The sequence below is a fragment of the Bacillus sp. K2I17 genome (genome assembly GCF_002209985.1).
Classification (GTDB): domain Bacteria; phylum Bacillota; class Bacilli; order Bacillales; family Bacillaceae_G; genus Bacillus_A; species Bacillus_A wiedmannii.
Genome location: NZ_NJGF01000139.1, coordinates 1 through 25,917, shown reverse-complemented (window position 1 = coordinate 25,917; position 25,917 = coordinate 1). Strand labels below are relative to the sequence as shown.

General features: G+C 31.7%; 27 protein-coding genes and 3 pseudogenes. 24 read left to right on the top strand and 6 right to left on the bottom strand.

What is annotated here, in order from left to right; translation table 11 throughout:
- Positions 1-325: 325 nt before the first annotated feature.
- The 4 genes from CER22_RS31620 to CER22_RS31600 all read left to right on the top strand — a co-directional run bounded on the left by CER22_RS31620 (position 326) and on the right by CER22_RS31600 (position 3,843).
- A complete protein-coding gene (locus CER22_RS31620; protein ID WP_088610560.1) occupies positions 326-685 on the top strand; it encodes a DUF3796 domain-containing protein in 360 nt (119 codons plus the stop codon).
- Positions 675-875: a helix-turn-helix transcriptional regulator gene (locus CER22_RS31615; RefSeq protein WP_088610559.1), complete on the top strand. Its 201-nt coding sequence runs from the start codon at positions 675-677 to the stop codon at positions 873-875. The genes CER22_RS31620 and CER22_RS31615 overlap by 11 nt, the downstream gene beginning before the upstream one ends.
- 1,544 nt (positions 876-2,419) lie before the next feature.
- Positions 2,420-2,854 (top strand): sodium:proton symporter, encoded by a 435-nt coding sequence (locus CER22_RS31605; RefSeq protein WP_142293629.1) that lies wholly within the window; start codon positions 2,420-2,422, stop codon positions 2,852-2,854.
- 236 nt (positions 2,855-3,090) lie between these two features.
- Positions 3,091-3,843, top strand: a complete 753-nt coding sequence (locus CER22_RS31600) for a YrrS family protein (RefSeq protein ID WP_088610557.1) — start codon at positions 3,091-3,093, stop codon at positions 3,841-3,843.
- 975 nt (positions 3,844-4,818) lie between these two features.
- Here CER22_RS31600 and CER22_RS31595 read toward each other — a convergent pair.
- Positions 4,819-5,292, bottom strand: coding sequence for a CDI toxin immunity protein (locus CER22_RS31595; RefSeq protein ID WP_142293627.1), 474 nt, complete (start codon positions 5,290-5,292; stop codon positions 4,819-4,821).
- Between the two features lie 726 nt (positions 5,293-6,018).
- On the opposite strand from CER22_RS31595, the pseudogene CER22_RS34015 reads away from it, so the two are divergent.
- Positions 6,019-6,300, top strand: a pseudogene (locus tag CER22_RS34015) (hypothetical protein).
- A 1,006-nt stretch (positions 6,301-7,306) separates the two neighbouring features.
- Here CER22_RS34015 and CER22_RS33470 read toward each other — a convergent pair.
- A complete protein-coding gene (locus CER22_RS33470; protein ID WP_088610554.1) occupies positions 7,307-7,471 on the bottom strand; it encodes a hypothetical protein in 165 nt (54 codons plus the stop codon).
- 711 nt (positions 7,472-8,182) lie between these two features.
- Here CER22_RS33470 and CER22_RS31580 point away from each other — a divergent pair.
- The 7 genes and pseudogenes from CER22_RS31580 to CER22_RS34255 all read left to right on the top strand — a co-directional run bounded on the left by CER22_RS31580 (position 8,183) and on the right by CER22_RS34255 (position 11,685).
- Complete coding sequence (locus CER22_RS31580; protein WP_088610553.1) at positions 8,183-8,461, top strand: hypothetical protein; 279 nt, start codon at positions 8,183-8,185, stop codon at positions 8,459-8,461.
- A 359-nt stretch (positions 8,462-8,820) separates the two neighbouring features.
- Positions 8,821-9,012, top strand: a complete 192-nt coding sequence (locus tag CER22_RS31575; RefSeq protein WP_088610552.1) for a hypothetical protein — start codon at positions 8,821-8,823, stop codon at positions 9,010-9,012.
- 236 nt (positions 9,013-9,248) lie between these two features.
- Positions 9,249-9,437: a hypothetical protein gene (locus CER22_RS31570; protein ID WP_088610551.1), complete on the top strand. Its 189-nt coding sequence runs from the start codon at positions 9,249-9,251 to the stop codon at positions 9,435-9,437.
- A 109-nt stretch (positions 9,438-9,546) separates the two neighbouring features.
- Positions 9,547-9,792 (top strand): annotated as a pseudogene (locus tag CER22_RS31565) (response regulator transcription factor); the annotation flags it as partial.
- Positions 9,793-10,218: 426 nt separating this feature from the next.
- Positions 10,219-10,818 (top strand): hypothetical protein, encoded by a 600-nt coding sequence (locus CER22_RS31560; RefSeq protein ID WP_088610550.1) that lies wholly within the window; start codon positions 10,219-10,221, stop codon positions 10,816-10,818.
- A 64-nt stretch (positions 10,819-10,882) separates the two neighbouring features.
- On the top strand, positions 10,883-11,338 hold the full coding sequence (locus CER22_RS31555; RefSeq protein WP_088610562.1) for a hypothetical protein: 456 nt from the start codon (positions 10,883-10,885) through the stop codon (positions 11,336-11,338).
- A 185-nt stretch (positions 11,339-11,523) separates the two neighbouring features.
- Positions 11,524-11,685, top strand: coding sequence for an aspartyl-phosphate phosphatase Spo0E family protein (locus CER22_RS34255; protein WP_075313841.1), 162 nt, complete (start codon positions 11,524-11,526; stop codon positions 11,683-11,685).
- 240 nt (positions 11,686-11,925) lie between these two features.
- On the opposite strand, the gene CER22_RS31545 is transcribed toward CER22_RS34255, so the two are convergent.
- Entirely contained in the window at positions 11,926-12,333 is a 408-nt protein-coding gene (locus tag CER22_RS31545) for a hypothetical protein (RefSeq protein ID WP_088610549.1), read from the bottom strand.
- 612 nt (positions 12,334-12,945) lie between these two features.
- Here CER22_RS31545 and CER22_RS31540 point away from each other — a divergent pair.
- Together CER22_RS31540 and CER22_RS31535 are read left to right on the top strand one after the other, a co-directional pair.
- Complete coding sequence (locus CER22_RS31540) at positions 12,946-13,932, top strand: glycerophosphodiester phosphodiesterase family protein (RefSeq protein ID WP_088610548.1); 987 nt, start codon at positions 12,946-12,948, stop codon at positions 13,930-13,932.
- Between the two features lie 489 nt (positions 13,933-14,421).
- Complete coding sequence (locus CER22_RS31535) at positions 14,422-15,180, top strand: DUF975 family protein (protein ID WP_088610547.1); 759 nt, start codon at positions 14,422-14,424, stop codon at positions 15,178-15,180.
- Positions 15,181-15,824: 644 nt separating this feature from the next.
- Here CER22_RS31535 and CER22_RS31530 read toward each other — a convergent pair.
- Positions 15,825-16,706, bottom strand: a complete 882-nt coding sequence (locus tag CER22_RS31530; RefSeq protein ID WP_088610546.1) for a LysR family transcriptional regulator — start codon at positions 16,704-16,706, stop codon at positions 15,825-15,827.
- Positions 16,707-16,926: 220 nt separating this feature from the next.
- Between CER22_RS31530 and CER22_RS31525 the strand changes: the two genes are divergently transcribed.
- Positions 16,927-17,265 (top strand): VOC family protein, encoded by a 339-nt coding sequence (locus CER22_RS31525; RefSeq protein WP_088610561.1) that lies wholly within the window; start codon positions 16,927-16,929, stop codon positions 17,263-17,265.
- Positions 17,266-17,517: 252 nt separating this feature from the next.
- Positions 17,518-18,429: an NADP-dependent oxidoreductase gene (locus CER22_RS31520; protein WP_088610545.1), complete on the top strand. Its 912-nt coding sequence runs from the start codon at positions 17,518-17,520 to the stop codon at positions 18,427-18,429.
- Between the two features lie 74 nt (positions 18,430-18,503).
- Here CER22_RS31520 and CER22_RS31515 read toward each other — a convergent pair whose 3' ends face one another.
- Together CER22_RS31515 and CER22_RS31510 are read right to left on the bottom strand one after the other, a co-directional pair.
- Entirely contained in the window at positions 18,504-19,019 is a 516-nt protein-coding gene (locus CER22_RS31515; RefSeq protein ID WP_088610544.1) for a hypothetical protein, read from the bottom strand.
- Positions 19,020-19,151: 132 nt separating this feature from the next.
- The gene (locus CER22_RS31510; protein WP_088610543.1) at positions 19,152-19,466 is read right to left on the bottom strand and encodes a hypothetical protein; all 315 of its coding nucleotides are present in this window, start codon (positions 19,464-19,466) and stop codon (positions 19,152-19,154) included.
- Between the two features lie 452 nt (positions 19,467-19,918).
- Here CER22_RS31510 and CER22_RS31505 point away from each other — a divergent pair, with 452 nt between their 5' ends.
- From CER22_RS31505 to CER22_RS31470, 8 genes and pseudogenes are all read left to right on the top strand, one after another.
- Positions 19,919-20,863: a nucleoside hydrolase gene (locus CER22_RS31505; protein WP_088610542.1), complete on the top strand. Its 945-nt coding sequence runs from the start codon at positions 19,919-19,921 to the stop codon at positions 20,861-20,863.
- Positions 20,864-21,371: 508 nt separating this feature from the next.
- On the top strand, positions 21,372-21,752 hold the full coding sequence (locus tag CER22_RS31500) for a GntR family transcriptional regulator (protein WP_088123242.1): 381 nt from the start codon (positions 21,372-21,374) through the stop codon (positions 21,750-21,752).
- Positions 21,749-22,447 (top strand): ABC transporter ATP-binding protein, encoded by a 699-nt coding sequence (locus CER22_RS31495; RefSeq protein ID WP_088610541.1) that lies wholly within the window; start codon positions 21,749-21,751, stop codon positions 22,445-22,447. Before CER22_RS31500 ends, CER22_RS31495 begins: the two co-directional genes overlap by 4 nt.
- Positions 22,444-23,238 carry an ABC transporter permease gene (locus tag CER22_RS31490; protein WP_088610540.1) on the top strand — a complete coding sequence of 265 codons (795 nt, stop codon included), beginning with the start codon at positions 22,444-22,446 and terminating at the stop codon, positions 23,236-23,238. Before CER22_RS31495 ends, CER22_RS31490 begins: the two co-directional genes overlap by 4 nt.
- A gap of 39 nt (positions 23,239-23,277) precedes the next feature.
- Complete coding sequence (locus CER22_RS31485) at positions 23,278-24,012, top strand: Bax inhibitor-1/YccA family protein (protein ID WP_088123239.1); 735 nt, start codon at positions 23,278-23,280, stop codon at positions 24,010-24,012.
- Between the two features lie 381 nt (positions 24,013-24,393).
- Positions 24,394-24,957, top strand: a pseudogene (locus CER22_RS31480) (ribonuclease domain-containing protein); the annotation flags it as partial.
- Positions 24,958-24,977: 20 nt separating this feature from the next.
- Entirely contained in the window at positions 24,978-25,253 is a 276-nt protein-coding gene (locus CER22_RS31475) for a barstar family protein (protein ID WP_088123238.1), read from the top strand.
- A 264-nt stretch (positions 25,254-25,517) separates the two neighbouring features.
- A complete protein-coding gene (locus CER22_RS31470) occupies positions 25,518-25,865 on the top strand; it encodes a hypothetical protein (RefSeq protein WP_179211970.1) in 348 nt (115 codons plus the stop codon).
- The last annotated feature ends 52 nt before the right edge of the window (positions 25,866-25,917 follow it).

Genomic DNA, 25,917 nt, shown 5'->3' with positions numbered 1-25,917 from the left:
TCCCCTCCATAGTAAACAGATTAATGTGCTTTCTTTTTACTGTCTACTATAAGGGGATCATATCATCCTTTAGTGTCTTTCTTTTAAATATTTTCCATAAAAAAACACTCTACGGTGCCTTTCTCTGACTTGAACTATCTCAATTTTAATAATATGTATTGAACCCCTAAATATTATCCTACTACGTTAAGTAATATTGGTGTAACTTTTAGAGGAATTCATGACGTTTATAAAACAGTTGTACTGTTTTCGTTCCTTTTTATTATCATGTCTATGTGATATATTTATAACATAAGGAGAGAAATATATCACATAGGAGGTTTGTATGAAAAATAAATTAGCATATTTAGGGTTTCTTGGTTTTTTTGGTTTTTTAGGTCCGTTTACATTTTTAGGTAATATTTCATGGGCATATTATTTTTTCGGTTTCTTTTTCTTCTTCGCATATGCAAAAGTAGTACCAGATGAGCTTTTTATGCTGCATGTTAGGATCGCTGCTACAAGAGCTTTTTTCGTAGCATTAGTACTCGGCAGTATACTACTCTTAAGTGTTTTTATATTAGAAAATTTACATGTAATTCGGTTATTCGTTATAATTTCAGTTTTCATACCTTTAGGCACATTTATAATTAATTTAGAAATATTTGAACGTCGAGAAAAGAAAGGAATGCAAGATGCCACTTAAGACTAGAATGAAAGAATATAGAGTTAGGTTAAATATGTCTCAAGAAGATTTAGCCAAAGAGGTGGGTGTTAGAAGGGAAACAATTGGTAATCTTGAAAATGAAAAATATAATCCTTCATTCAAACTTACTTATGATATAGCAAAGATTTTAAAAGTACCTATTGAAGTTCTGTTTTGGTTTGAAGAATAGGTTGTGTATAAAATTAAATTCAGATTTCTAACAAGAGACTCTATTTTATTTAATATTTTTTAAAATGGAGTCTTTGTATTTACCATTTGGGGTACTCTCAATATTTTTTATAAAAATGCATATAATTTATAAGTAATATGAGCAATTATACAAGGAAAAAGTGAATTAGTTTTTTTATAAAGAAAAGACACCCTAAGGTGCCTTCCTCCCACTTGAACCATGTTCATTTAGTATAAACTTATCCGTATTATCCCTTTGTTATACCTATAAACACATCCTATAAAACAGAATCGTCTATATACACCAGATTGTTAGTTTACAAAATACAAGAGATTTAAGATCAGTATTAGAGTGACGCCACACCTTATATAATAATTGATATGTTACGCCTATCAAAAGAATCTGTTTTATAGAATGTATTCACATTTTTATTTTACTATATGTAATATTTATTTGGTGTAATTTTCGCAAATATGTATAATTGCATAAGGTTTATAAAAAAGAGAGTATAATTGGGTATTGTGTAATAAAGATAAGACTCATCTACGGAAATAGGTGGGTTTTAGGTTGGATATTACTATCTCATTGGACAAAAGGAATTTTGCATTTAAATAATAGTATATTTTTAAAGTTCTTATATTGAGAAATAAAGCAAAGACACTTATTGAGTATCCTTCCTCCGACTTGAACCATCTTAATTTTAATAATATGTATTGGACCCCATCTAATATAATTGTATCAAGCTGATGCAAAGTGGCAATTGGGAAATACGATTAACAAGAGAATGATAGTAGTGAAGACACCTAAAAATAAGGAAGTAGATTCTTACAGGTTGACTACAAATTCATCGACTCATGGTAACCAAAGTGGCTGTAAACAATATCATTAATAGTATTACAATGATATACAATTCGGATTGGGATATCATAATACCAATCATTATGCCATTAATCTTCTCATTGCTCCTGCTACAATCCCATTTAATACGGGGTTATATCTTAAAATATGAGTATAGTAATACCACTAACAAAAATACCGATCAGGAGTCCTAAAACAGAGGATGTACTCAAATAGTTGTTACATTATTTGTAAGATATATTTTTTCTTCATTTAAAAATCCAAACAAGCTTATTAATGCATTACGGAGGTTAACAGGTAAAAACATCAATTATACAGATTTCTGGACTTAAAAAGGGCTACTAAACTATGTAGTCCTTTTTAACAATTTAGTTTCCAAAAATCTATATTTTTTGTAATTCAGTTGCAAACTACAAAACTTCTTTTAAAAGAAATGTACGTACATACACATTATATTTTATTCCATAACGCTCTATCTTTTTTCACAATAGTTTAATATCGTGAAAATTAAACTATTAGATACTACATCATTTTGTTTTTTATATAGATTTGTAATTAAACTATATATTGAAATTAGTAATAATAAAATGTATTATTGAAAAGCACAATTTATAATTCAAGTAATCAAGACTATGTACCCATAATAATTTGAACATTCAGAAATTATAATATTGTCTAAAAATGAGGTGAGATTCATAGAAACAGTACATATTAAATGGTATGGATTGTATAGTATAAATGATTTTTATAATAGAGAAGAAGCTTCTAAGAAGGGGATATTTACAATCTCTAGAGTAGATGCTAAGAATATAACATTGCTATATATAGGAAAAACCAAAAGAAGCTTTATACAAAAGATAAGGGAACTTAATAAGGAGTGGCTTTGTGATGATAGCGAATTAAAGATTACATTAGGAATAATAGAATTTCCTAGTGGTGAAAGTTACTCTGAAAAGAAGGTAAAAGAGATAAAATCTCTTTTGATTTTACGACATACCCCATTAGAAAACGAAACGTCTTTATTATACCATAGAGGGAAAGTTAATTTAAAAATTATAAATAAGGGAAGAAGAGGCTTAATTGTTAAAAAGCTTTCCACAGAAGATCTAATATGGGCGTAATTGGAATCACCTTTGAATAAAATTGAAGGTTTCTTAAGTGCCGAAGCTTATCAATTTTTAATGTATTAAACTATTTTGAATAACATATGTCAGATGCTTGAAAAAAACAAATTTTATTATGATATGAAATCCTGTATGGAAAGTGTAGTTCATTTCTATTATTTAATAAAAATATTAAGAATTATAGGGATAATACATAAAGAGTAGAGGAGAAAATAAACACGGAGGTTTAAAGAATGGGACAAGCAAGCAGGTTTCAAGAAAAACAACAGAATCGTCGTCAAAAGGCGATTTTTAATATTGCATTTACTTTGATATTAGTGACAGTTGGTATAGTGACCTACCAGTTGTTTACCCCTTCTGATGCATCAAAGAAAGCAATTGCTCAAGAAAAGAAAGCAACAAAGATAGAAGAGAAGAAAAGTGAAGATAAAGAAACATCAAAGATAGAAGAGAAGAAAAGTGAAGATAAAGAAACATCAAAGATAGAAGAGAAGAAAAATGAAGATAAAGAAACATCAAATATAGAAGAGGAGAAGAATGAAGATAAAGAAGCAACAAAGATAGAAGGGAAGAAAAGTGAAGATAAAGAAGCAGCACAGTTAGAAGGGAAACTAAAAGCAGAAAAATCGGTAAAAACGAATGAAAACGAAAATGAAAATAAAAATAAAGAGGGAGAAAAAACGGTATCTCAAGAAAAGGGTTCTCAAACTAATTCTTCTTGGAAGCCAATTGGTACAGAGCAAGGAGCAAAACCTGAAATGAAATTTAAAGAAGGAACAGTAGATTGGAGTGAGATGAAAAAAGCAATTTCTTATGCTGTGGATGTTCCAGAGAGCCAATTGACTTTCGATTTTATTGGGAATAATGGTAATAATAAAGCCTACGGTAATGTACGAGATAAGCAAAGTAATAAAAAATATAAGGTTAATATTGATTGGGTAGAGAATCAGGGATGGAAACCAGTATCTGTTCAGGTGGTAAAATAAATAATAGAAATTTAATTATGTGTTTAAAAGTTTACTTTTGTAAAAACTCAAAAAAGAGTTTGTATCAATCGGGACTCTTTTTGTTATGTTGACACCATTAATTACTTGGACTCATTTGTTAGATCCTGATGCGGACAAACTTGGAAGTCTATAAAAAAATAATCTATGCGCCTACTTTATGTAGGTAAATAGATTATTTTTTGTTATACATTTATAAAGTTTCTTTTATTTTTTTCGCCGAGATACGTGTAAAAATAGGTTATATCAATACATTTTTTACTAAACTTTGTTTTTCGTTGATATTTGTAACATAAACGTCCGTTTTTGTGACGTTTTATATTTGAAAATATGAAATATCCTAACGGTTTTACTAACTGTAACAAAATACTTTCTCAAAAATAATTTGTAACATTATTAGAAAACGACGGCGAGATGAATACAAACGAAAGAAAATCTTGTGGATCATAAAGGATTTGAGAGCTAGAGGGATACATAACAGCGCAGATAAGGTTGAGGAAGCAGATAAGAAGTATTTCCCCCTGGCGGCCAAATGATAAAAACCCTGCAGGGGATACAGGGCAAGACTAAGGGTATTGAAGAATTGTCGATTCTAAAAGTAAAGTAATTTTTGGAATATTATAAGTTTAACACATGATTGATTTAAACATTATATAAGGATGTTACAGAATTATGAATATAAAAAACTAAGATAAAAATTATGAAAAAGGTTGATAATCCAAAGAATCCATAAGGGATTATGTTATTAATAGCGTCTTTATAGTATTAATAGGACAAGCTCTTGCATGTCGTAAATTTAGGAATCGAATAGAATACCCTGCCAAATAGACAGATTCCTGGGGTAGGAAGATTGAACTATAACAATCTTTACGTAACTTTTACAATTGATTGAAGTATTTGATTAAAACAAAGTTTGAATTTTGTAGAACTGTAGACTAAGGAAATATGCTTAGGGTATTAGCGAAACCCAACCCTAATCAATTCTTCATTGTTTATTTCAATTACGAATCGATAATCTTTACCTAATAGCCAGTAATAAAAACTGACTGCCTCAACGTCAACTAGTGATTGGAATACTTTATCAAGATTTGTACTTACTACTGGGATTTTAAAATTATCCCATATTATTAAAATCTGTTCATCAAAATCTAGTTGGTTTGCTTTAATCAGGGAAATTAGTTGTTCTTTGTTTGAAGCTATTAATTGATTGTCTAACTGTTCCCAATCTATTCTTCCAGAGACCGTTATAGGAAATAAATCTATTAAAGTAGTAGCAATCTGTTGGCTTTTTTTCTGAGAGAAAATGAGCGTTTCGTTTCCTAGGGATTCAAGGCATTCATTAAACAAAGGGTTTGTATCATTTCTGTTTTTGGTTTTCAGTTCTCTTAACTTTTGTCGCATTTTCCATTGTCTTGACGATCTATCATTCATTTTTAACATTCCTTATACAATTATTTATGAATGAGTATAGCATATAAGGGAAGCTATTATGAAAATGAATTTTTATAATATACATTAAACAAAAGCTTTATTTGAAAAAAGGACCTCTTACGGAAAGATAAGAGGCCATCAAAAAATGTTGTATTTGAAACACGTGATGTTTCATAAAATATTATAACATAATTTGAATATTAAGTATAACTAATATATAGTTTTTGAAAAGAATAAAAATGTATAAAACTATTATTGAAATGGAGAAGAACTAGGATAAGGGGGCTAGGGCTTCTAGGATTGGTATATATCTCTCACACGACATAAAAAAGAATAAAACGTATTGAAGATAACACATGAATGTCTCATAAATAAAAACATTATTTTAATTGTTGCAGCCCCTTAGAGGGCGCTCTAAGGGGCTAAGATTCGAGAATTTTTAAACTCTTGTTAATTACATGATAGCTCCCTAAGGAGTATATAAGGAATTTTAGCACTTAACTAATAATTTTACAACTGTATATTCGAATCAATATATTAATAAACTATTTATATAAAAAATGGCTCTTACTACTACGTAAGAGCCCCATGAACAAAGAAAAAGTCGTATATGAAACTATATAAGAATCACAATAATATTTTAACAGCTTTACATATAGTTGTCTATACACGGTTAGCGTAGTAGGACTAACAAAATGTCATTTGATTTGAAAGGGGAATGGGAAAATGATTGAACAGGTTGAAATCGAAGGGCAGTTATCAATATTTGATATAGATGAAACAAAAATCAAGCTGTATGAAGTCTTAAAAGCAAACGCTTGCCATTGCGAGATTAGGAGTTATTACCTACACAACGATTACATGGGTGAAGTTAAGTAGTTCTTAATTAGAATTACAGATGACATAATTATTGATATGTGTTTGAGTCAGTTCCCTGAAGTATTTGCTGTGTATGAGGAATTCACTGAAACGCAGATCAAGAAGATATACAGAGGGAGATTGCAATAATGCTATTTTATAAAAAAAGAGAAGTCCTTAATCAGGTCGCTCCTCTTAATGCCAATATACAATAACTATTCCATTATAATGTATGGGCGTAAAATATTTAATAATTATCTTTATGGTGAAAATTTCATTTTGCCTTAGTACCTTTAAATCACGAAAAAAGGTTCTGCTGTTTCCAACAGAACCTTTCCTAAAATGGCAAAGAGTAACTCTTACCTTACTCTTTATTTATATACTATAAGATTGTTAACGAGAATCCAAGACTCTTTATATTGAGAAATAAAGAAGAATCATTATAAAAAATTTATCTTTTTTCATAAGTAAAAGAGCAGCTAGCAAAAACTAACTGCTCAATACAAGGAGATACAGAGAAAACTAAATGGATTTTGGCATACAAGCCTATCAACATTATGGACATAATATTGATTTTTATTCGAAGGAATACATGTTTTACAAATCAAATTATGATAGTCGATATTCTCCATATTGACCAGAAAAGAACCAAGAATTCTAGTGAAATTCCAATTGTTCTTTTCCTAGTTTTTTGAAATTCTTTTACTAAATAGCCAACAGCACTAATTGCTAGAAGAATGAAAAGAATAAGTTCTAGTGTAACTGGCATTTGATCTACTCCTAATCGATTAATTAATTTAGTATATAACGATTATAAAATATTTTTTGTGGTTAATGGTGAAAAATTAAATAAAACTATCTATATAAAGGCCCTGTTGTCTACAACAGGACCTTTCCTAAAATGGCAAAGAGTAACTCTTGCCTTACTCTTTGTTCATGTACTACAAGATTGTTAACGAAAATCTAAGGCTCTTTATATAGAGAAATAAAGAAAAATCATTATAAAGGATTTTATCTTTTTTCATAAATAAAAGAGCAGCTAAAAAACTAACTGCTCGGCTGGTTCTCCAAGGGGGAACAAGGAGAAAATCTAATGTCATATATAGTATTGACGGAATATTGAGTTTTATTCAAGGGGGTGTACTAATTATGTAGGTTACACGAGAAGTCCTATTAACATCCAGGCTGCCCCGATCAGAATTAAAGTTTCGAATGTAATCCAAAACTTTCTTTTTTCTGGTTTTTGAAATTCTTTGATTACAGAAAATATGGCACTTATTCCTACAAGAGTGAAAAGAGCAATTCGGATTGTTTCAATCAATTGCATCACCACCTAATATTTGAATAATTTAATTATATATTAATTACCATTTTATAGAAACTTAATGAAATAATCCTTTTAAGTGAATACAATTCTATTATTCTTTATCATTTGTTTCTGGAAATGGAATGGGGTGGTTGTTCATGATTGAATGGTTACGCGTTTCTGGATAATAAACAAATATTAAAATAGGCTTCACTTCATCAATTTGGACGATGTGGTTTACACTTTTAATGAATTACTCACATTTTTCGTTGAGCAAGGGGTTTCGCTCTTTGTTTGAGCTAATATAGACAGAGCTCCCTCAGTTTTCCATGTGTATTGCTTCAAATAAGGCATCGGAAGAAAGATATACGTCTTGGATATAAATTAAACATTATGCAAACGTGATTGGTCAGCACAAGATCGGCCAGCTGAAGTATTGACCGACTCTACAGAGTATAAACGAGAAGATTCTTAGTCTTTTCCCAAGTACCGAACGTAAAGCGCGTAGCTAATATGAGCTGAAAAATTTCATGATGCGGTGGTTTGGAGAAGGTTGCGAGTGACCTTGGAAGAAGAACTTTTTCCGATTGTTTTTATTTTTCTCCCTCTATTAGATAGGAAAACTATGAGTAAGTTAATAAAACATATTTTTTGAATTATTCAATACAAATATATATAATTATATCGATGTTAATATATTAACTAGTTAAAAATGGGGAAAGAAAAATGAAAATTAAATTTGATGTGGTTAAAGATGAAAATTTTGATTTTACTTTATTAGAAGCAAAATTACTGAAAACTTTTAAAGAAGTGGATAATGTAGCAATAATTGAAAAGGTTGAAGATAAAATTTTTGAAAAAGATGATGTGCAAACCCATTTGGCGGAGATTACTATTAATGTTACAGGAAAAAATATTGGATATAGATCAGCTTCAGCCAGTATATTCATTGTTCTAGAAAGTCTATCAATAGAGCTATTCAATATTAATATTAGTACACATTAAGCATCCAAAATGGATGCTTTTTTCTTTGTTATATAGAAATTACACATTAAAACAGTGAACATTCTAATAAGGCAAGCATATGATGAATCGTGGGACGAGTTATCATATGAGGTGAAACTTGGAGCGCCATACTTATTCGTTGAAGGGTACCTAATGGACGGGTACTCTTTTTATTTTGCACCTTTTATAAGGACAAGCATATATTGGAGTATGGGGTAACCCCACTTCATATATTTGAGCACCTGCAATCGTAAGGTGCTCTTTATTTTGTACAAAATGGTCATTTGAATTAAATGATTATATAAATAGATAGAATCTAATTATTTGATTCACATTTTAATCCAAGGGGTACAAATTCGATGCGGCGTGAAAAGGATTTGTTGAAACAATGGAAGGCGGATTTGCAAGCTTTACAAGAAAAGAAGAGGCTGAAGAAGAAGGATAAGAAAAACAATAAAAAATATAGCATTCCTGGTAATACAGCTGACTTCATGAATGGTAAGAATACTTATCGTAAAAAGAATGAGGTATGGAAGCAAAGAAATAAATGACGTGAGGGTAAATAAATCGATTAAACCAATAGCAATTATCGTAGATGCTGCCGTAATCTAGGTGGCGTCTTGTTTGTTGTTAAGGAAAGATAAGGGGTGAAATGGATTTGAAGCTTAAAGACTAGATAATAATATTATTACTTTAAAATGCAGAAAGTAGACTAGTAAACAAGCTGTTTTTGTTTTTTAGCATAAGATATGATGAATCTTAAAGTTAAGAGGAGGTAATCATATTTATGGGATGTAATTGTAATTTCAGACATTGCAGAGATTGTAATAGATTTTGGAATGATTTAATGTTCTGCGGACGCAGACATAGAGATTGTGATGACCGTCGTTGTAGACGTGACTGTGACTGTGATGAATGTCGTCGTAGACGTAATCATGATCATGATCGTGACTGTGATAAGCGTAAGGATTGGTAAATTCCTATTGGAGAGGGCTTTGAAGAAAAGCGCTCTTTTTTTGTACATGGATTTTCTGGTCTTATTTGTTGAGGAAGGATAAGGACTAACAAAACAAACGAACACAACGGATGGAAATGATGAGGAAGAGTCAGTCGAATTGAAGTCAGATGGAAAAGAGTATGGCTTAACGAAACGCGAGTTAGAGATTTTGAATCTTTTGTCTCAAGGAATCCGTTATAAAACAATTGCTTCGAAACTTTACTTATCAAATGGCACAGTTAGAAATTATGCCTCTACTCTTTATGACAAGCTAGAAGTCAAAAATCAGGAAGAAGCCGTGCAAAAAGCAAGAGATACAGGATTACTCTCGTAAGAGGGAGTGCTGTCATCTGCTAGGGGTACGTGAATTTCAGGGACCAAACTTCAAAAAATGTAATTTGAATGTCTGTTATAGGCGATTTTATAGATTCTATAAATAATGTTTAATTTTTAATAAAGACAATCATATAAAACCCAACATAATCGATCTTATGTCGGGTTTTATAGTGAACATTAGCGTTGTAACCCTTATACATGAGGATGGCCCCCATACCCCGAATCAGTCACATATCCTTGAAAACCACCAGTTAAATACAAACTGAATAACTCATTATTATTTTTAAACATTTTATTATGAAAAAGTTAGAGAATTATCTTAGTTATTAAATAGATTCTGCCTATACTTTAAGTAGAGTCCAATTTATTAAATTTAAATAGTTTATATGCTCATATATAGAATTTTGAAGGGGGTATATTGTAAATGATTCCAACGTCAACATACGTGGCTAAATGGGTATTAGATGACTTAACACTTGCATCAAGACCAAATCAGGGGATCAAACTAAGTACATTTAAAAAGTTAGAGAAACTTTATGTAGAATACAGAGAAATGATTGAGGGAGATACTAGCTTTGAAATCACACATTATTTGCTAGAGTTTATCAATCCGCATAATCTCTTTGTAGTAAGAGAGGGTTACTATATATTTGATAATAAAACAATGAAATTTATTAAAGTATCGGATGATATTCATTTTTCAAATCAAAGCTTAGCGTATTGTAATAATGGAGTTGCAGTGGATTTAATAAACGGAAAAATGCATTTTTTAGAAGGGCATTATTATAAAGTTAAGACCTCATATGTTGATTTATTAAAAGGAGAAACTATCCCTGTAATGGTACTAAGTCATTTAGATAATAATGTTGGAGTATCAGTTCCTTTGACAATGTTTAATGAGGAAAGAACTTTTAAAATTTCAGAGAGTTATATAGTTGATCTTACCTCAAAAAATTGTAACAATGAGAGTGAATTTAGTGAAAAGGGAAACATAATACGATTTTTAAAACCTTCTATTGTGTAGTTAAGATATATATGTTAATTAAATTCATAATGAATTTAAGAGGGTGAAAAAATTGTCTTTTGAAATGTATACAGCCTTTCGAGGTAAAGTAATTATAAAGGATGAATATAAAGAATTGGTGAAATTAATAAGTACAGGAAACTGGGAAGAAGCAGCTTTAAAGTTTCCATTTGTTAAAGAATATATAAAAGTTAATCAAAGTAAAGACATTCCATTTACAAAGGAACAGATAGATGAAGCATTAGCAGAAGATGATTTTCTATATATGAGGTGGCACGTAGACAACTGGGAAGAAGAGAATGACTATTATACAAATTTAAAAGGCTATGAATGGTCATTTATAGCCAATCTAAAGAATTACAGAGTTAAAGAACATAACGTAACACCTATTTCATTATTTATGAATGTGATATTAAAAGAAGTAGCAGCACATATTATAAAGCTGGAAGTTTGGTATGGTGAATCTGATGGACCAGAAGAATATATTTTTATAAATAATGAATTTATAAAGAAGTTGTAGCAGTAATAGAATATTGCTGCTTTTTTATTTCTTAATAGACTAAAATTATTGTTGTTGGCTTCATATATATTCATTTATAATAGAATGTGGAAAAATTTACACTGCAATAATAAAGATTTTATTATACAAGAGCTGGGAGCAGCTCTTTTTATTTTGTTCAGGGGGAGTGTGAAAGAAAAAAGTTTATGTTAGTGGCGAAGTTAAATGATCTAATAGAAAATAAAAAATTAGAATTAGTAGAACTGGTAAATAAACATGGCTTTAGTCATATGAAAGTCCTCCATTTAAGTCAGGAAATTGATAAATTAATTAATAAATATATGATTATAAAAAAAGGAACCCTATAAAAGTAGGGTTCAAAGGGAACAGATACATAAAATAAATAAAGAATAATTTAATTATATAAGAAAATTGATACCGTAATATTGAGAAAGTGTAAAACCTTAATTAATTATTTTCGTTTGAAAAGTGATGTGATTACTATTTTAAAATTAAGAATAAATTTAATAGAGAGAGCTGTTTAACGAATTAAGTTAACAGAAGACAATATAGTTAGTAAACAAAGAGCGGAACATTTTGTTAATGAATTAATCAAAAAAGATTAAATGCATCTTACTGCTAGATCTTGATTTCGCAAAAAATTCCGCTTGATTTCCTCCATCCACAAAACCACCAATATTTCTGAAAACCCCACATTCACCAGGTCCTAAATATCGTACGCCTACATAATCATTATAGCTATCAGGATCGTACTCCCATAATTCAACTTTTAACTTACTAGTTGAACCTACTTCAGCAGCTCGGCAAATCTTGTAATCTCCACCAGTCGAGGCATATAGATAACTTTCAGCACCATTTGAATATAGCGTTTCTTCTCCTAAGTAATCCCATCCAGAACTAAAAGGCTCTATTGTGTTTGCAAATGTAGAAGAAGGGACCAACAATACTAACAACGTCGTTACGAATGCCATCATACTAATTTTAAATTTTTTCATTCTTATTCCTCCTTTGTTTTTGATTGAAAATTATTGTTCTTCAGATAATACATAAAATATTTTGTTTTGTTGCAAATAAATGAATGCTTTAAAATAATGTTGTTTGAAAATACTTCTATCCATATGTTAGGGGTAACTCCACATTGCTATTCAGCTAATAGGGGTCTCGCGCGATCAAGTTAAGGTTTTTAATTACCCTCTAAACGAAAAATTAATTTCTCTATAGTTGTTAATTTTAGGAAATTAGTTCTTTTTTTGTTTTTGAGGTGTTGACTTTTCTTAAGTTGATGGATGTGTGGCGAGACCCCTGTTAGAGCAAATAAAAAAACGTAATTTAAATAGTTTTATTAAAAATCAATTGAATTTCATTAATCGAAAGAGAAGAAAACACTATAATTTTTTTCAAATCCATGCATAAGACATACAATTACCTAATAGAAAAAGTATCACAATATGTTAATTTCAATTTCTTCCGCTTCATATCAAAGTACTAACCTATAATTTCCAATGTAATCCATTGAAATGTAGTAAGATAGGATGTAACATTTATCAGTATTTAAAAAGTCTAACATTGTTTAAATGACTTCAATGAGTAGTTAAGAGGAGAATATAATGAATAAAATAAAAAGGTTACTAAAACGTAAAACGACTTGGATAATTCTTATCCTATTTGTATTTGTTTATGTAAATAACAGTTCTTTTTTTGCTAAAAGGGACGAGGGGGCTCCTATTCTTCTTGCTCACCGAGGACTTTCACAAACATTCAGCATGGATGGGATTGAGGGTGATACATGTACAGCAGAACGTATAAATAAACCTGAACACTCTTATTTAGAAAATACAATTCCATCTATGGAAGCTGCATTTAAAGCTGGAGCTGATCTAGTAGAGTTTGATGTTCAACCAACTAAAGATAATAATTTTGTTATTTTTCATGATTGGACGCTTGATTGCCGTACTAATGGTAAAGGTGTTACAAGAGATTTTACAACAAAAGAATTACAAGCACTTGATATTGGATACGGTTATACAGCTGATGGGGGGAAAACATTCCCGTTCCGTGGTAAAGGGATTAATCTTATGCCAACACTCGATGAAGTACTTAACCATTTTCCAGATCGTTCTTTTCTTATTCATATCAAAAGTGATGATGAAAATGAAGGAATCCAATTGGCTGATTATCTCAAGAAACTACCAGCAAAACGCCTTGAGCAACTAACTGTATATGGTGGTGATAAACCAATTGCTGCGATTGAGGAGCGTATCCCTAGTTTACGAACAATGTCAAAAGCAACTATGAAAAAGGATCTTCTTACTTATATTGCGTTAGGGTGGACTGGTTACATGCCTTCAAGTCTAAAGCATGGAGAGTTGCATATTCCAGACAAAGTAGCTCCTTGGCTTTGGGGATGGCCGAACCGTTTTCTTAATAGAATGGATAAAGCAGATACTCGCGTTATCATTGTAGGTGGAAATGGATTTGGATTTTCAAGTGGATTTGACTCATCCGAAGATATAAAACGTATTCCTGAAGATTATACAGGTGGAATTTGGACAAATCGGATTGATAAAATAGCACCTTTATTTAAGAATAAGTGATGATATCATACTCGAAGTGTTCATATGCTGAAAGAATTACTTTATGCTCCTAGAATTGTTTTGTAGAATTAAGTCTTTAACAAATAAGATGAATTTGTGATGTGTTTTTAAAGTAGTGCACAAGTGCAAAATCACAAAAAAGATCACCTATGAAATTGTGTAGGTGGTCTTTTCATGTTCATAAAAAAACTTTTGTTCCAATTAGTCCAAATGTTTTTTTACTTATTTTCAGTAGATAAAACTACATGGGAAAAAGTAAAAAAGTGGAGAAATATTTGTCTGAATATATATAATTTTTAACAAAAATTCATAATTATGTTATATAATGATGATAACAAATCATATTTTAGGCATTACCCCCGATTGTGTAGAATAAATGATTTTTTACTGAGTTAAAGTGTTTGGCTAAAAGAACTTGTAGCGGGGCCTGCTACAAGTTCTTTTGTTTTTTCAGTATAGGAAAATAAGAAAAAAGGAGGGAATACAAGTATGATAAGAAATTTAAAGAAAGCAGCACTGAATTCGTTAGATGGTAAATGGGGGGGAGGTATAGGAGTATCAGCGTTAAACTATTTTGTACCTACTTTTAGTGCATCAGCAATCGCGACATTCATGTATTTAATAGTTGGCCTGTTTATTGGGGTAATTGGTTTGGATGTAATCTTTGTTTATTCAATTAGTGGGCAACCCCAAGTAGACCCTACTGCACTAGTTTTACTTATTCTAAGTTATATTTTTTTAGGACTTATTTGTTTCTTAATTTACAGTTCTATACAAGGCATCTTTAATTATGGATATTCTGCTTTTACCTTACATTTAGGTGAAAATGAAGATGCTAAAGTGGACGATGTATTTCTAGGATTTAAAAAAAGCAATTTGTTTAGATCAGTAAAATTGGGCCTGTTGCAAGCTATTTTTCTTTTTTTATGGAGTCTCTTATTAATTGTTCCAGGTATTATTAAATATTTTTCTTATTCCATGTCGTATTACATATTAGTAGAGAATCCTGATTATACAGCAAGTGAAGCGTTGAGAGAAAGTAAAAGAATAATGAAAGGACAAAAGTTAAAGTTATTTGTTCTTTGGCTATCATTTATTGGTTGGTTTTTATTAGCTACATTTATAGGAATGTTTACGTTTAATCTATCATTTATTTTCATTTCTCCTTATTACAATACAACTGTCTCACATTTTTACTTAGATTTAATTAAAAAACAGGATATTGGAGAAGCGAAGGTAAGTATATAAGTAGGAAGAAAGTATGTGCAAGGAAAGTGTATACTATCTTGATAGTGGATATATTACGTTTATTATGATTTAAGCAAGGGTACTGCAAACATGTTGCAAGTTGAAGTGTATAAGATAAGGATAATACAAAGACTGGAGTACAGCTTACTACGAACCGTTTTGATACAGAATTATATTGTAGATTTAAAATAAAGTTTAATCAATTTGATACTAATAATCTTGATAAACGATCATAGAAAAGGGCGTGTTTTGAAAAAGATTGATCAAAACACGTTCTTAATATTTTCATTTAGTCCATTATTTCATAAAAAAATTTGAACATTTTCTGCCTGTGTTACTCCACAATCACGCCCTTTAATGGAAGATCGTTCAATAAGTTTCTGAGATATATGTCTACGTATGTTATGGGAAAAAAGCTCCAGTATGTTAAAAGTATTATTTTACTTCATATTAATAATTTTTAAATTTATCAACTACTAAATAGAGACTACTAGTTAATTTATGTAAGAAGAGGTGTGATCATGTATGAATCCATCGTTGGCCTGAAAGTTAAGAAAGGAGACAGTCATGTTCAACCTTTTACCTTCGGGTCCTAATATTTAGAGCTATAGGCTGATAAAGTTCGAATCTAAACTAAGGGTTTATTACTTCCTTAAATCAGTAAAGTTCTGGACAAAAAACTCCTGAAATTTACGTTCCGCCACGGACATATAACGGCCTTCAAGCCGTGCGATTTGATAGGTACGCTGACAAATAGGATTATCAATATGCACTAAATGAAATGACGTCTCTATTTTTTTTATTAAGGTTTCTGGCATAAAAGCAATACCAATTCCCATACGGATGAAATAACTTACTGCAGAATGTTCGTCAACTTTACATATAATATTCGGAGTAAATCCTGCTTTTTGACAAAATTCATCCGTCATTTCTCGGAATGGATTCCCTTGCTTTATACAAATAAAAGGATCATTAGCCACTTCTCTCAAGTCTATGTTGCTCCGATTAACAAATCGATGTGTATGAGGAACAGCTAGTAAGATTTTTTCAGTGAGAAAAGACAATCCCTCTATCCCCGTCTGCTCAATAGGAGGGAAAGTGATACAAAAATCGATATCTCCACTTCGGAGCTGTTGCACCTTTTCCCTCTCTGAAGCTTGAGTGATTTGAAGTTTGATATCAGGGTGCAAGGATATAAAAGAACCTATTACATCAGAAAAGCATTTATGAGTTGTTGTTGCTAAAGAAACACGCCCTCTTTCCATTGCCGCAAGATCTTCAACTTCTCTTCTACCCTCTTCAAGTAACATGAGTGCCTTTTCTACTTTCTTTAGATACGCTTTTCCAAATGAGTTGAGTCGAATCTTCCTTCCTTGGCGATTAAATAATGGTACACCTAAATCCTCTTCCAACCTAGCGATGGTTTTGCTGAGAGCAGGCTGCGTGATGTGAAGCTCTTGCGCAGCCTGCGTCATATGCTCCAACTTAGCGACTTTTAGAAAATAATGCAGTTGCAGTAGTTCCACATTCATCACTCCTTTATTCATATACTCGAGTATATAAAGAGGTATATTAAAATGTCTTTTTATTTATTAATAATCAATTATAGAATAAAACATGTAAGCAATAAAAACTTTCAAAGATTTTAAAGGATTCTACTATTTTAATTATGAGTATTTTTTCTTAACTACTTCCCATTTTGGGAAGGCATTCTTAAACAGTGAATATGGAGATGAAGTGGAACCTTTGAAACTAAACCATATCAACCTAACGGTCACTGACGTTAACGATGCTCGAAAGTTCTTGGAGAAATACTTCAGCCTACAAACTAAGAGCACGCATGGCGATTCGTCCGCTGTACTATTAGACGAAGATGGATTATTGCTCGCTTTGATGAAAGGTACTCAGGTCAGTTATCCGAAGTCCTTTCATATTGGTTTTTCACAGGAGAGCGAAGAACGGGTGAACGAGATCTATCAACACTTGAAGAATGATGGATTTGATGTAAAACCACCCAAAAGGGCCCATCGCTGGACATTCTATGTTAAGACCCCGGGTGGATTTACCATCGAGGTGCTTAGTTGAATAAAGACATTAAATGATCGTTCAATAGCAGAACATGTCAATTCGTAATCCTGAGATTACATTTTAAAATAATGTAAAGGGCTGATTACCTATGAATAACGATCAAACGATTCGATCAATTAATCTTTTCAAACAAGAAAAAGAGATTTTAAATTTCGCCTGTTTGGGTGTTAATAAATATAATTACCTAATTCATGCTCAATTCCACTCCACCATAAGCTGGAACTCCTACCCTTTAAGGAGGGATATAGCATGAAAGCTGCTGCAATTTCTACTTCTGGTCCTTCAAATGTTTTGAAAGTAATGGAATTTGATACCCCTCATGCTGGTGTAGGGCAAGTTCGGATCCGGGTTAAGGCTGCTGGAATCCAGCCATTCGATTTGTCGGTGCGTAGTGGCTGGGCACCACCCGGTTTTTCGGTGCAGTATCCACAGATTCTCGGTAACGAATTCGCAGGAATTATTGATCAAGTCGGGGATAAAGTTACAGACTTCTCTATCGGCAATGAAGTACTTGGATGGGCATTACTGGCCTGCTATGCAGAATATGTAGTGGTTAGCGTTGACCAGATTGTGCATAAGCCACAGAGTATGCCTTGGGAGGAGGCTGGTGCAATAACAGCTTCTGGTCAAACGGCTCACACCGCATTACAGGAACTTCGTGTTGACAAGGGAGACACCATATTGATTCACGCTGCAGCTGGTGGAGTTGGTACATTCGCTGTACAACTGGCCCAGGCATGGGGAGCAACTGTCATCGGTACGGCCAGTGAACGAAACCATGATTACCTTCGATCGCTGGGTGCAATCCCTGTCACTTATGGAGACGGTCTTGTTGATAGAGTTCGTGCTCTAGCACCGGATGGCGTGGACGTAGCCCTTGATGCCGCTGGGGACGATGCTCTGCGCGCATCGTTGGGGCTTGTCGAAAACAAAGAACGAATCGGCACAATTGTTGCTTTCGACCTTGTAGAGGAGCTTGGTGTTCGCCCTATACGCAGCCAAAGGTCCGTGAATCGGCTTGCCCAGCTGGTAGAGCTTTACTCCAAAGGGAAATTGCACATCCACATCAGGAAGTCATTTCCGCTTCACCAAGCCGCAGACGCACATCGAGAGATCGAAAGTGGTCACGGCAGAGGAAAAGTAGTCCTTACAATTGGCTAAAGCGTTGCATCTTTTTTATAAACAGTTAATCTTTATTTTAAATTCACACAATAAGAAAAAGGTATCTATGATTATTAAAGTGGCCCACCTTCAAAACCAATAGGCCATCCATTGTCTTTAAATTTTACTTTATACTGAAACTCAAAGATCCCTTCATAAATAAATGCTAAACTAAAACCAGGAAATATATAATCGTCAAAATTAACCATCTTTCCAAAATATATAGTGGATAGATAGTAGTTCTTCATTTCTTGATTAGGGAAGAATTTTTGTAAATATTTTAGTGCACAACTTATATGTAGATGGAGTTCATCGAATATTTTTTCTGCCATTTCGATAATCTGAACATTTGGATTTTCATTATTTCCTTCAATAATAATATCTACATCTTCCCATTCTCCGATATTAATACTATAAAACCACCGTTCTTGAATGAGATACTTCTCATTTTCGTATACAGTAGGATTAACTAAGTTTAATTTTTTTATCTCATCTTTAGTTAGCGGTTTATCAAGAATAAGCTTTTTATGCAAAATATCTTTGATATTAGAGACAATATATTTAGATTTGTTTAATTCTAAAGAGTCCATTTTCCACCTCATAAATTATAATATAAAGTAAACTGCCCTTAATTATATCATCATCCCTATTAAACTATCTTGCACAGTTAGTTCAAAAAGAATTAAACAATAACTTTATTATCTCTTTATATAAGAAAACAATTATTTACGACGCCTTCTCTTTGCTTTTTTTCGCTGATTTGTTTGACTATATTTTTTTATATGAGTGCTTTTGCTCCTATTATAATTAGGTAACTTTAATATAAAAACAGAAATCGCAGAAAAAATGGAAAATATAAATATTGCAATCATCCAAAGGTTAATGTCATAGTCGTATAGCTTACTAATATACTTTTTGTCATGAGTAATATAGCTTACATTACTGTCAATGGTTTCTAGGGTGTAGGGAATAACCCATAAGAAACCAATTAACATAACAAATGTTCCGAGTATGAAACTGAGTATATGTTTTATCATGTTCTGTTCTCCTTAAAGTATGTTTAATGTATACGTGTATATAGTATATATGGTTTTGCTGCAAGGATTATATTTATTTGAAGGAGTAATATAAATTTCTGTTGGAATCTATTTTTATTAATAGGTTATCACGGCATCACAGTCAAACCATGTAAGGCAAATGTTTCCAAATGAAACGTTTGCTTTTTTAGTTCGGAATATACAATTATATTTTTTAGGGGCCACTTAATGTGGCATGGGATATCAGAAAAAATACGTTAAGATTAGTAACTATATACTATTTCATTTTATAGAAAAGGAATGTATTCATTGTTAACGAAATTATATGTTAAATAGATAAATTATCGCAGAAACAATACTACAAAATGACTTGGGAATAACCTTGTACTACGACTACGATCCCATAATTATAATCTGTTGAAAAAACCATTAAAAATAAGGAGTCACATTGTATGGGAAAAAAAGTATTGTTTTTTGGAGATTTTGGAATTGACGATACAATAGCTATCATATATGCGCACTTAACAGATAAAATTGACGTTATAGGAATTGTTGCAGACTATGGAAACGTACCTCAAGCTGAAGTTGTTAGAAATGTTCGTTTTTTACTTAAAAGTGTAGGAAAAGAATATATAAAAGTTTTTGGTGGGGCGGAGCATTCTATGTCTTCAGAAACTGAAACTTTTTATCCGGAAGTTCACGGTAAATTTGGGATAGGACCCATCCAAACAGGACTAGAGCTTCAAACATTTGAGAACTTTTTTGAAGTTCTTACACTTATAAAACAGTATAAAAATGAACTTATTATCGTGAATACCGGCAGGCTAACTTCACTTGCAACTTTATTTCTCCTTTATGGAGATATGATGGAATATGTACATTCTTATTATATTATGGGCGGATCTTTTCTATATCCAGGAAATGTTACTCCTATTGCTGAAGCTAACTTTTATGGCGATCCTGGAGCTGCCAACATTGTAATGAGATACGCAAAAAATCTATCAATTTATCCTTTGAATGTTACACAATCCGCTATTGTAACACCAGAAATGGTCAATTATATTCACTCTAAAGGAAAAACTAAGTTTTTAAAGCCTCTTTTAGACTATTACTATTATCAATTTTATAAAAAAAAAGTTCCTGGAATACAGGGTAGCCCGGTTCACGATGCACTCACTTTGATTGCGATTAATCGTGATGATATTTTTACGTACCATCAATCAGCAGTTACGGTTAATGTACTTGATACTGTACGAGGACAAAGTATAGGAGATTTCAGGTCTACCTTTGAACCAGAAACATTCGGTAATCGTCCAAAACATAGGATCGCAATGCAAATGAATTATGAACAGTTTTTTAAAGAGTTTATGAGTGTAATGACTGGCGACCTATTTTAGGAAAAACCTTATATATCTAATCACTACATGGTCATCAAGTTTAACTTTTTAAGCATCCTCTAAATGTTCGTTTTTTATTTTTATAGAACTGGAATTTTTTTTTATAATTTTGGAAGAAGTTTATATTGTAGTTTCTTAATTAAAAACTAGGGCATAATAGAAAGAAACTGTAAAGATAGAATAAGGGCATTATCTAATTTTATTTTTAATTTAGTAGAACTGTTGAATTTAATCAGTGTATATTAGGAAACTGAGTTGAAATTTATAATTTAAAAAAAAGCGTAGAAATAGACCTTATTTCTACGCCTTTTCTTATTAATGGGGTCCCACCAGGTGCCCATCAAGTTAAAATCTTGAATTGTTTCAAAGTAGAAATCACATTATTTTACAGTTGTTAATAAGAATTTATGCTCTTCTTTTATTTATTATAGTTTTCAAAATAACTATTTACATATAATTTACATTAGTGTACTATTTGTCTAGTACACTAATACAGAGGAGGAAAGAAATGAGAACTGAGTTTTCTCCTAATATCCCCATTTATGTTCAGGTAATGGAATACATCAAAAAAGAAATTGTAACAGGACGTTTGATGCCAGGTGAAAAAATTCCTGCTGTACGTGAATTAGCGGGGGAATTACAAGTGAATCCAAATACAATTCAACGTACATTTCAAGAGCTAGAACGGGAAGGTGTTGCTGAGACACGTAGAGGAACAGGAAGATTTGTAACAATGAATGAAGAAAAAATTACAGAGCTACGCAAAGAAATGGCTAAAGAGTTGCTTGATAATTTTATAAATGGAATGAATAATTTAGGTTTTATGGAAGAGGAGATTCTCTCAATACTCCATTCTTCTTTGGAAAAGAAAAAGGAGGGGAATGAATGAAAGAATTATTGAAAATTGAAAATCTATCGAAAAGATATGATTTAAAAACAGTGATTCAAGATGTAAGCTTAACAATATCAGAAGGGAAAATTATCGGTCTTGTTGGTGAAAATGGTAGTGGTAAAACGACATTATTAAAAATGATATCTGGTTTACGTTACCCTTCTAAAGGAAGTATTACAATTAAAGATAAAAGGGTGGGATTAGAAACGAAAAAAATCGTTTCATTTATGCCCGATAGTCCTGTTTTTGAAAAATGGATGACTGTAAAAGATGCCTTGTTGTTCTATCGAGATATGTATGCCGATTTTAATCTACAACAAGCAATAGAATTAGTAGCTAACTTTAAAATCCCGCTAGAGGAGAATATAAGCATCTTATCAAAAGGGAAAACAGGGATATTGCAGCTAATATTAACCTTTTCAAGGAAAGCAAAGGTATATGTATTAGACGAGCCATTGGGTGGAATTGATCTTGTTTCTAGAAAGCATATATTAGATTTAATTCTTAACTTTTATCGTGAAGATAGTACCATTCTTATTTCGACTCATTTAATAGAGGAAATTGAAAATATATTTGATGAGGTAATCTTTTTAAAAGACGGGAGTATTGTATTGCATGAAAATGTAGAAGAAATTCGTTTTCATCATGGAAAAGCAGTACATGAGTTATTTAAGGAGGTTTTTGGGAAATGAATCCGCTTTTTCATTATTTATTTAATTGTAATAGAAAAAAGATAGCCGTTTTTTATTTTGGATTTATTACTATTTCGTTACTTCTTTTATTTAATATGATGGGATTATCGGAGGTTACAAATCAGCTTACAAAGGATATAACATTAGGTATATCTATTTCAATAATAGGTAGCACTGCATTTTTACTGATTTTAATAGCTTTGCCTTCTTTCAATAAAATGCTAAAAAATACCATGATACGTTATACAGCCATCTCAGGAAAAAAGTATATATATGCAAATTTATTCTTTTTCACGTTAATGTTTATTCTTTTCCTAGTAATAGGCTTAATTTTTCTATACTATTTCTCCCAGAGTACCTACGGTGGAAAAGTAGTCGGGGGATACCAACAGGAATTTCATGAGTTATATGCATATGGATTTCTTCATCACATATTTTCTGTTTTATTATGGGGAATCGATTTCATGAGTATATTAATCTCCTGTTATTTCATCATGGTAATTACAAAGTTGATTCCTATAAAGTCATCAAAGAGTAAGATGGTTTTATCTGTTATTTTCTTTGCTTTATTTTTAACAATCCAAACAGTCGTACTGGATTTATTAAGTAAATTAGAGAAATATGTAATCACTATAAAGAGTACGGAATTCATAGATAAAAATGGTTTTATTGACACATCACTGTATCCTAGTGAAGGATTTACTATTTTAGATGTATGTTTTACTTGCTTATTCATAATTGTCCTAGCAGCTATTACAGGGCGTATCATTGATAAAAAATTAGAAATATAAAGATCCACTTTAAAGGTAGAGTGTATTTAGGAGGAACAAATGAGAACAACTAATCCAATATTAAAAAAAGAAAAATTTCATAAAGAGAAGACAAATACTTCTACAATGACTATTGGTGGAACGATAGCAAAAACATTCATTTTGCTTATCTTACTTCTTACAGCGTCTGTCTATTCATACGTACAAATGACACAAGGGACAATGAAAATACCTGTGTTAATTGGAATTATAATAGTTACTCTAATTGTCGCATTTGTAGTTATATTCATTCCTCGCATATCACCAATTTGCGCACCGATTTACGCAGTATTACAGGGTATTTTATTAGGAAGTATTTCAGCATATTATACAATGCGATTTGGTGATTCTATCGTTTTAACTGCCGTATTACTAACAATTTCGATTTTATTTGCCATGTTAGTGTTATACGCAGCTCGAATAGTAAAAGTGACTAAAAAGTTTCGTGCGGTTGTAACGGTTGCAACACTTGGAATTCTTATTATGTATTTTATTGTTTTCTTACTGGGCATCTTAGGGGTGACTGTTCCATATATTCACCAAGGTGGGACAATTAGTATCATCATAAGTACAATTGTAATTATTGTCGCTGCATTAGATTTATTACTAGATTTCGATTCAATTGAAAATGGTGTTCATAGTGGAGCACCAAAGTATATGGAATGGTACAGTGCAGTAGGGCTTATGATGACATTAGTATGGTTATACTTGGAGATCCTTCGTCTGGTTTCTTACATTATGAAAAACAAAGACTAAAAACATCCTGCATGGTTCAAACATGCAGGATGTTTTTGGTATCTCATATTATCAATTAAATTAATATAGGTAGTAACAAATGTATGATGTTACTGTACAAAAGGCCCAACCCATACTTATAAGCTTTAAGCGCCCCCTCTGTAATCTTCCTTTGATTACTACAAACGAATTAACAGTTTACAAAAACCGATTATTCCTTATCGTACGATATTCACGTTATGTTGGCGGAACCCCATGCCCATCAAACTAAGAAAACGGATCAACCGCAAAACAAAAAAATCCTTCGCATAATATGTGAGAGTAAAGAGAGATAAAGGTATTTTAACCTTATCTCTCTTTTTCTATATTAATTTATTTTCGGGTAAGGAGTCGATTAGTTATTACTATTTGGGTATTACACCTATAATTGGTACAGGAAAAGAAATTGGACAACTCATAAAAAGGGAAGACTTAGTAACAGGTCAAAAATATGTTCCAGAAGATTATGCATGGGGGACACTGGCTGTCGTATCTGGTTGTACAACACGAGTTGTTGGTAAAGTTTTTGGAAAGATTGGTGATTTTGAGAAGAAAGGTAAGGCTTTAGAAGCGGCAGCCAAAAATACAAAATTCACGCATTATCCTACGGGTTTTGATGAAGTTGCTCAGTATATAAAATAAAGCAAGAAATTACCGGATAATTACATCACAAAGCAACAAGCTGAGGCTCTAGGATGGGATAGAAAGAAAGGAAATCTCCACGAAGTAGCTCCAGGAAAAAGTATTGGTGGAAATGTTTACTATAATAATGAAAGGCTATTACCAAGTACCCCATATAGGACTTGGTATGAAGCGGATATTAATTATTCATCAGGGTATCGAGGGAATGATAGAATTCTTTATTCTAATGATGGATTAGTGTATAAGACTTCTGATCATTATAAAACGTTTACCGAAGTAAAATAGGAAATAGAGGGATTAAATTTATGGATATAGTAAAATTGGATGGAAGAACATTCACTAGTAAAGAAGTATTGCACCAAGCATTAAAAAAACAATTAGATTTCCCTAGTTTTTATGGGGAAACTGCAGATGCTTTGTGGGACTGTTTAACTGGATTTATAGGTCTTCCTATAACAATAGAATGGGAATTTTTCGAGAGTACTCAAAAAATGTTAGGGCCTTATGCAGATTTAATTTTAAAAACATTTCAAGATGCACAAAATGAAATGCCAGGCAAGTTCTATATTGTTGTAAAATAATTTAAAGAGCCTTAGGTAAACATAAAAACCGTGAAAATATTTAATTTCTACGGTTTTTATTGTATCAATTAGATTTTATTTCATAGTGGCCCCTCATACCCAGAATCGTTTCCGTACCCCTTATTAGTAAGAGGTTATGATTGTGATGCTAAATTAAAGGTTATTTTGGGATGTTTGAATCGTGAATTTGATAAAGGGATTATAAGAACGAGTTCTATGTCTGATATATCATTTCAGATTAATAGTTCTTTTAAGAAGGATCTTTTGCCTTATACAGTTAAATCAACAACAAATTATGAAATAGGTAGAATGCTTGTTAATATAAACAGTTATGTAACTCATACAAAGTCTAATCCTAGAGGCAATGGAAATACATTCACTTTGTTTTATCCTGTTCAAACAGTTTTAGATAATGAAAAAAGATATAAAAAATTTCTTGATGAACTGAAGAGTACAAATTCGAAAAAAATTATACTTATTACAACGAATGAATGGAGTATAAAAGAATGGGATATTGAAAATTACATGGATGAAGTATATTTTTATAGTGTAGAAAATGACAATCCGGAAATTATGAGGAATTTAAGGAATAATGGGGTTTTATCATTTTAGCCAAGAAGACTCCTTCCTCAAGGAACGCGAAGTGAGTAGGTGGGAGATGAAT

Coding starts and splice junctions, on each gene's coding strand:
- CER22_RS31620 (WP_088610560.1), top strand. CDS start 326: ATGAAAAATAAATTAGCATATTTAGGGTTTCTTGGTTTTTTTGGTTTT.
- CER22_RS31615 (WP_088610559.1), top strand. CDS start 675: ATGCCACTTAAGACTAGAATGAAAGAATATAGAGTTAGGTTAAATATG.
- CER22_RS31600 (WP_088610557.1), top strand. CDS start 3,091: ATGGGACAAGCAAGCAGGTTTCAAGAAAAACAACAGAATCGTCGTCAA.
- CER22_RS31595 (WP_142293627.1), bottom strand. CDS start 5,292: ATGAATGATAGATCGTCAAGACAATGGAAAATGCGACAAAAGTTAAGA.
- CER22_RS31580 (WP_088610553.1), top strand. CDS start 8,183: ATGAAAATTAAATTTGATGTGGTTAAAGATGAAAATTTTGATTTTACT.
- CER22_RS31575 (WP_088610552.1), top strand. CDS start 8,821: ATGCGGCGTGAAAAGGATTTGTTGAAACAATGGAAGGCGGATTTGCAA.
- CER22_RS31570 (WP_088610551.1), top strand. CDS start 9,249: ATGGGATGTAATTGTAATTTCAGACATTGCAGAGATTGTAATAGATTT.
- CER22_RS31560 (WP_088610550.1), top strand. CDS start 10,219: ATGATTCCAACGTCAACATACGTGGCTAAATGGGTATTAGATGACTTA.
- CER22_RS31555 (WP_088610562.1), top strand. CDS start 10,883: ATGTATACAGCCTTTCGAGGTAAAGTAATTATAAAGGATGAATATAAA.
- CER22_RS34255 (WP_075313841.1), top strand. CDS start 11,524: ATGTTAGTGGCGAAGTTAAATGATCTAATAGAAAATAAAAAATTAGAA.
- CER22_RS31545 (WP_088610549.1), bottom strand. CDS start 12,333: ATGAAAAAATTTAAAATTAGTATGATGGCATTCGTAACGACGTTGTTA.
- CER22_RS31540 (WP_088610548.1), top strand. CDS start 12,946: ATGAATAAAATAAAAAGGTTACTAAAACGTAAAACGACTTGGATAATT.
- CER22_RS31535 (WP_088610547.1), top strand. CDS start 14,422: ATGATAAGAAATTTAAAGAAAGCAGCACTGAATTCGTTAGATGGTAAA.
- CER22_RS31520 (WP_088610545.1), top strand. CDS start 17,518: ATGAAAGCTGCTGCAATTTCTACTTCTGGTCCTTCAAATGTTTTGAAA.
- CER22_RS31515 (WP_088610544.1), bottom strand. CDS start 19,019: ATGGACTCTTTAGAATTAAACAAATCTAAATATATTGTCTCTAATATC.
- CER22_RS31510 (WP_088610543.1), bottom strand. CDS start 19,466: ATGATAAAACATATACTCAGTTTCATACTCGGAACATTTGTTATGTTA.
- CER22_RS31505 (WP_088610542.1), top strand. CDS start 19,919: ATGGGAAAAAAAGTATTGTTTTTTGGAGATTTTGGAATTGACGATACA.
- CER22_RS31500 (WP_088123242.1), top strand. CDS start 21,372: ATGAGAACTGAGTTTTCTCCTAATATCCCCATTTATGTTCAGGTAATG.
- CER22_RS31495 (WP_088610541.1), top strand. CDS start 21,749: ATGAAAGAATTATTGAAAATTGAAAATCTATCGAAAAGATATGATTTA.
- CER22_RS31490 (WP_088610540.1), top strand. CDS start 22,444: ATGAATCCGCTTTTTCATTATTTATTTAATTGTAATAGAAAAAAGATA.
- CER22_RS31485 (WP_088123239.1), top strand. CDS start 23,278: ATGAGAACAACTAATCCAATATTAAAAAAAGAAAAATTTCATAAAGAG.
- CER22_RS31475 (WP_088123238.1), top strand. CDS start 24,978: ATGGATATAGTAAAATTGGATGGAAGAACATTCACTAGTAAAGAAGTA.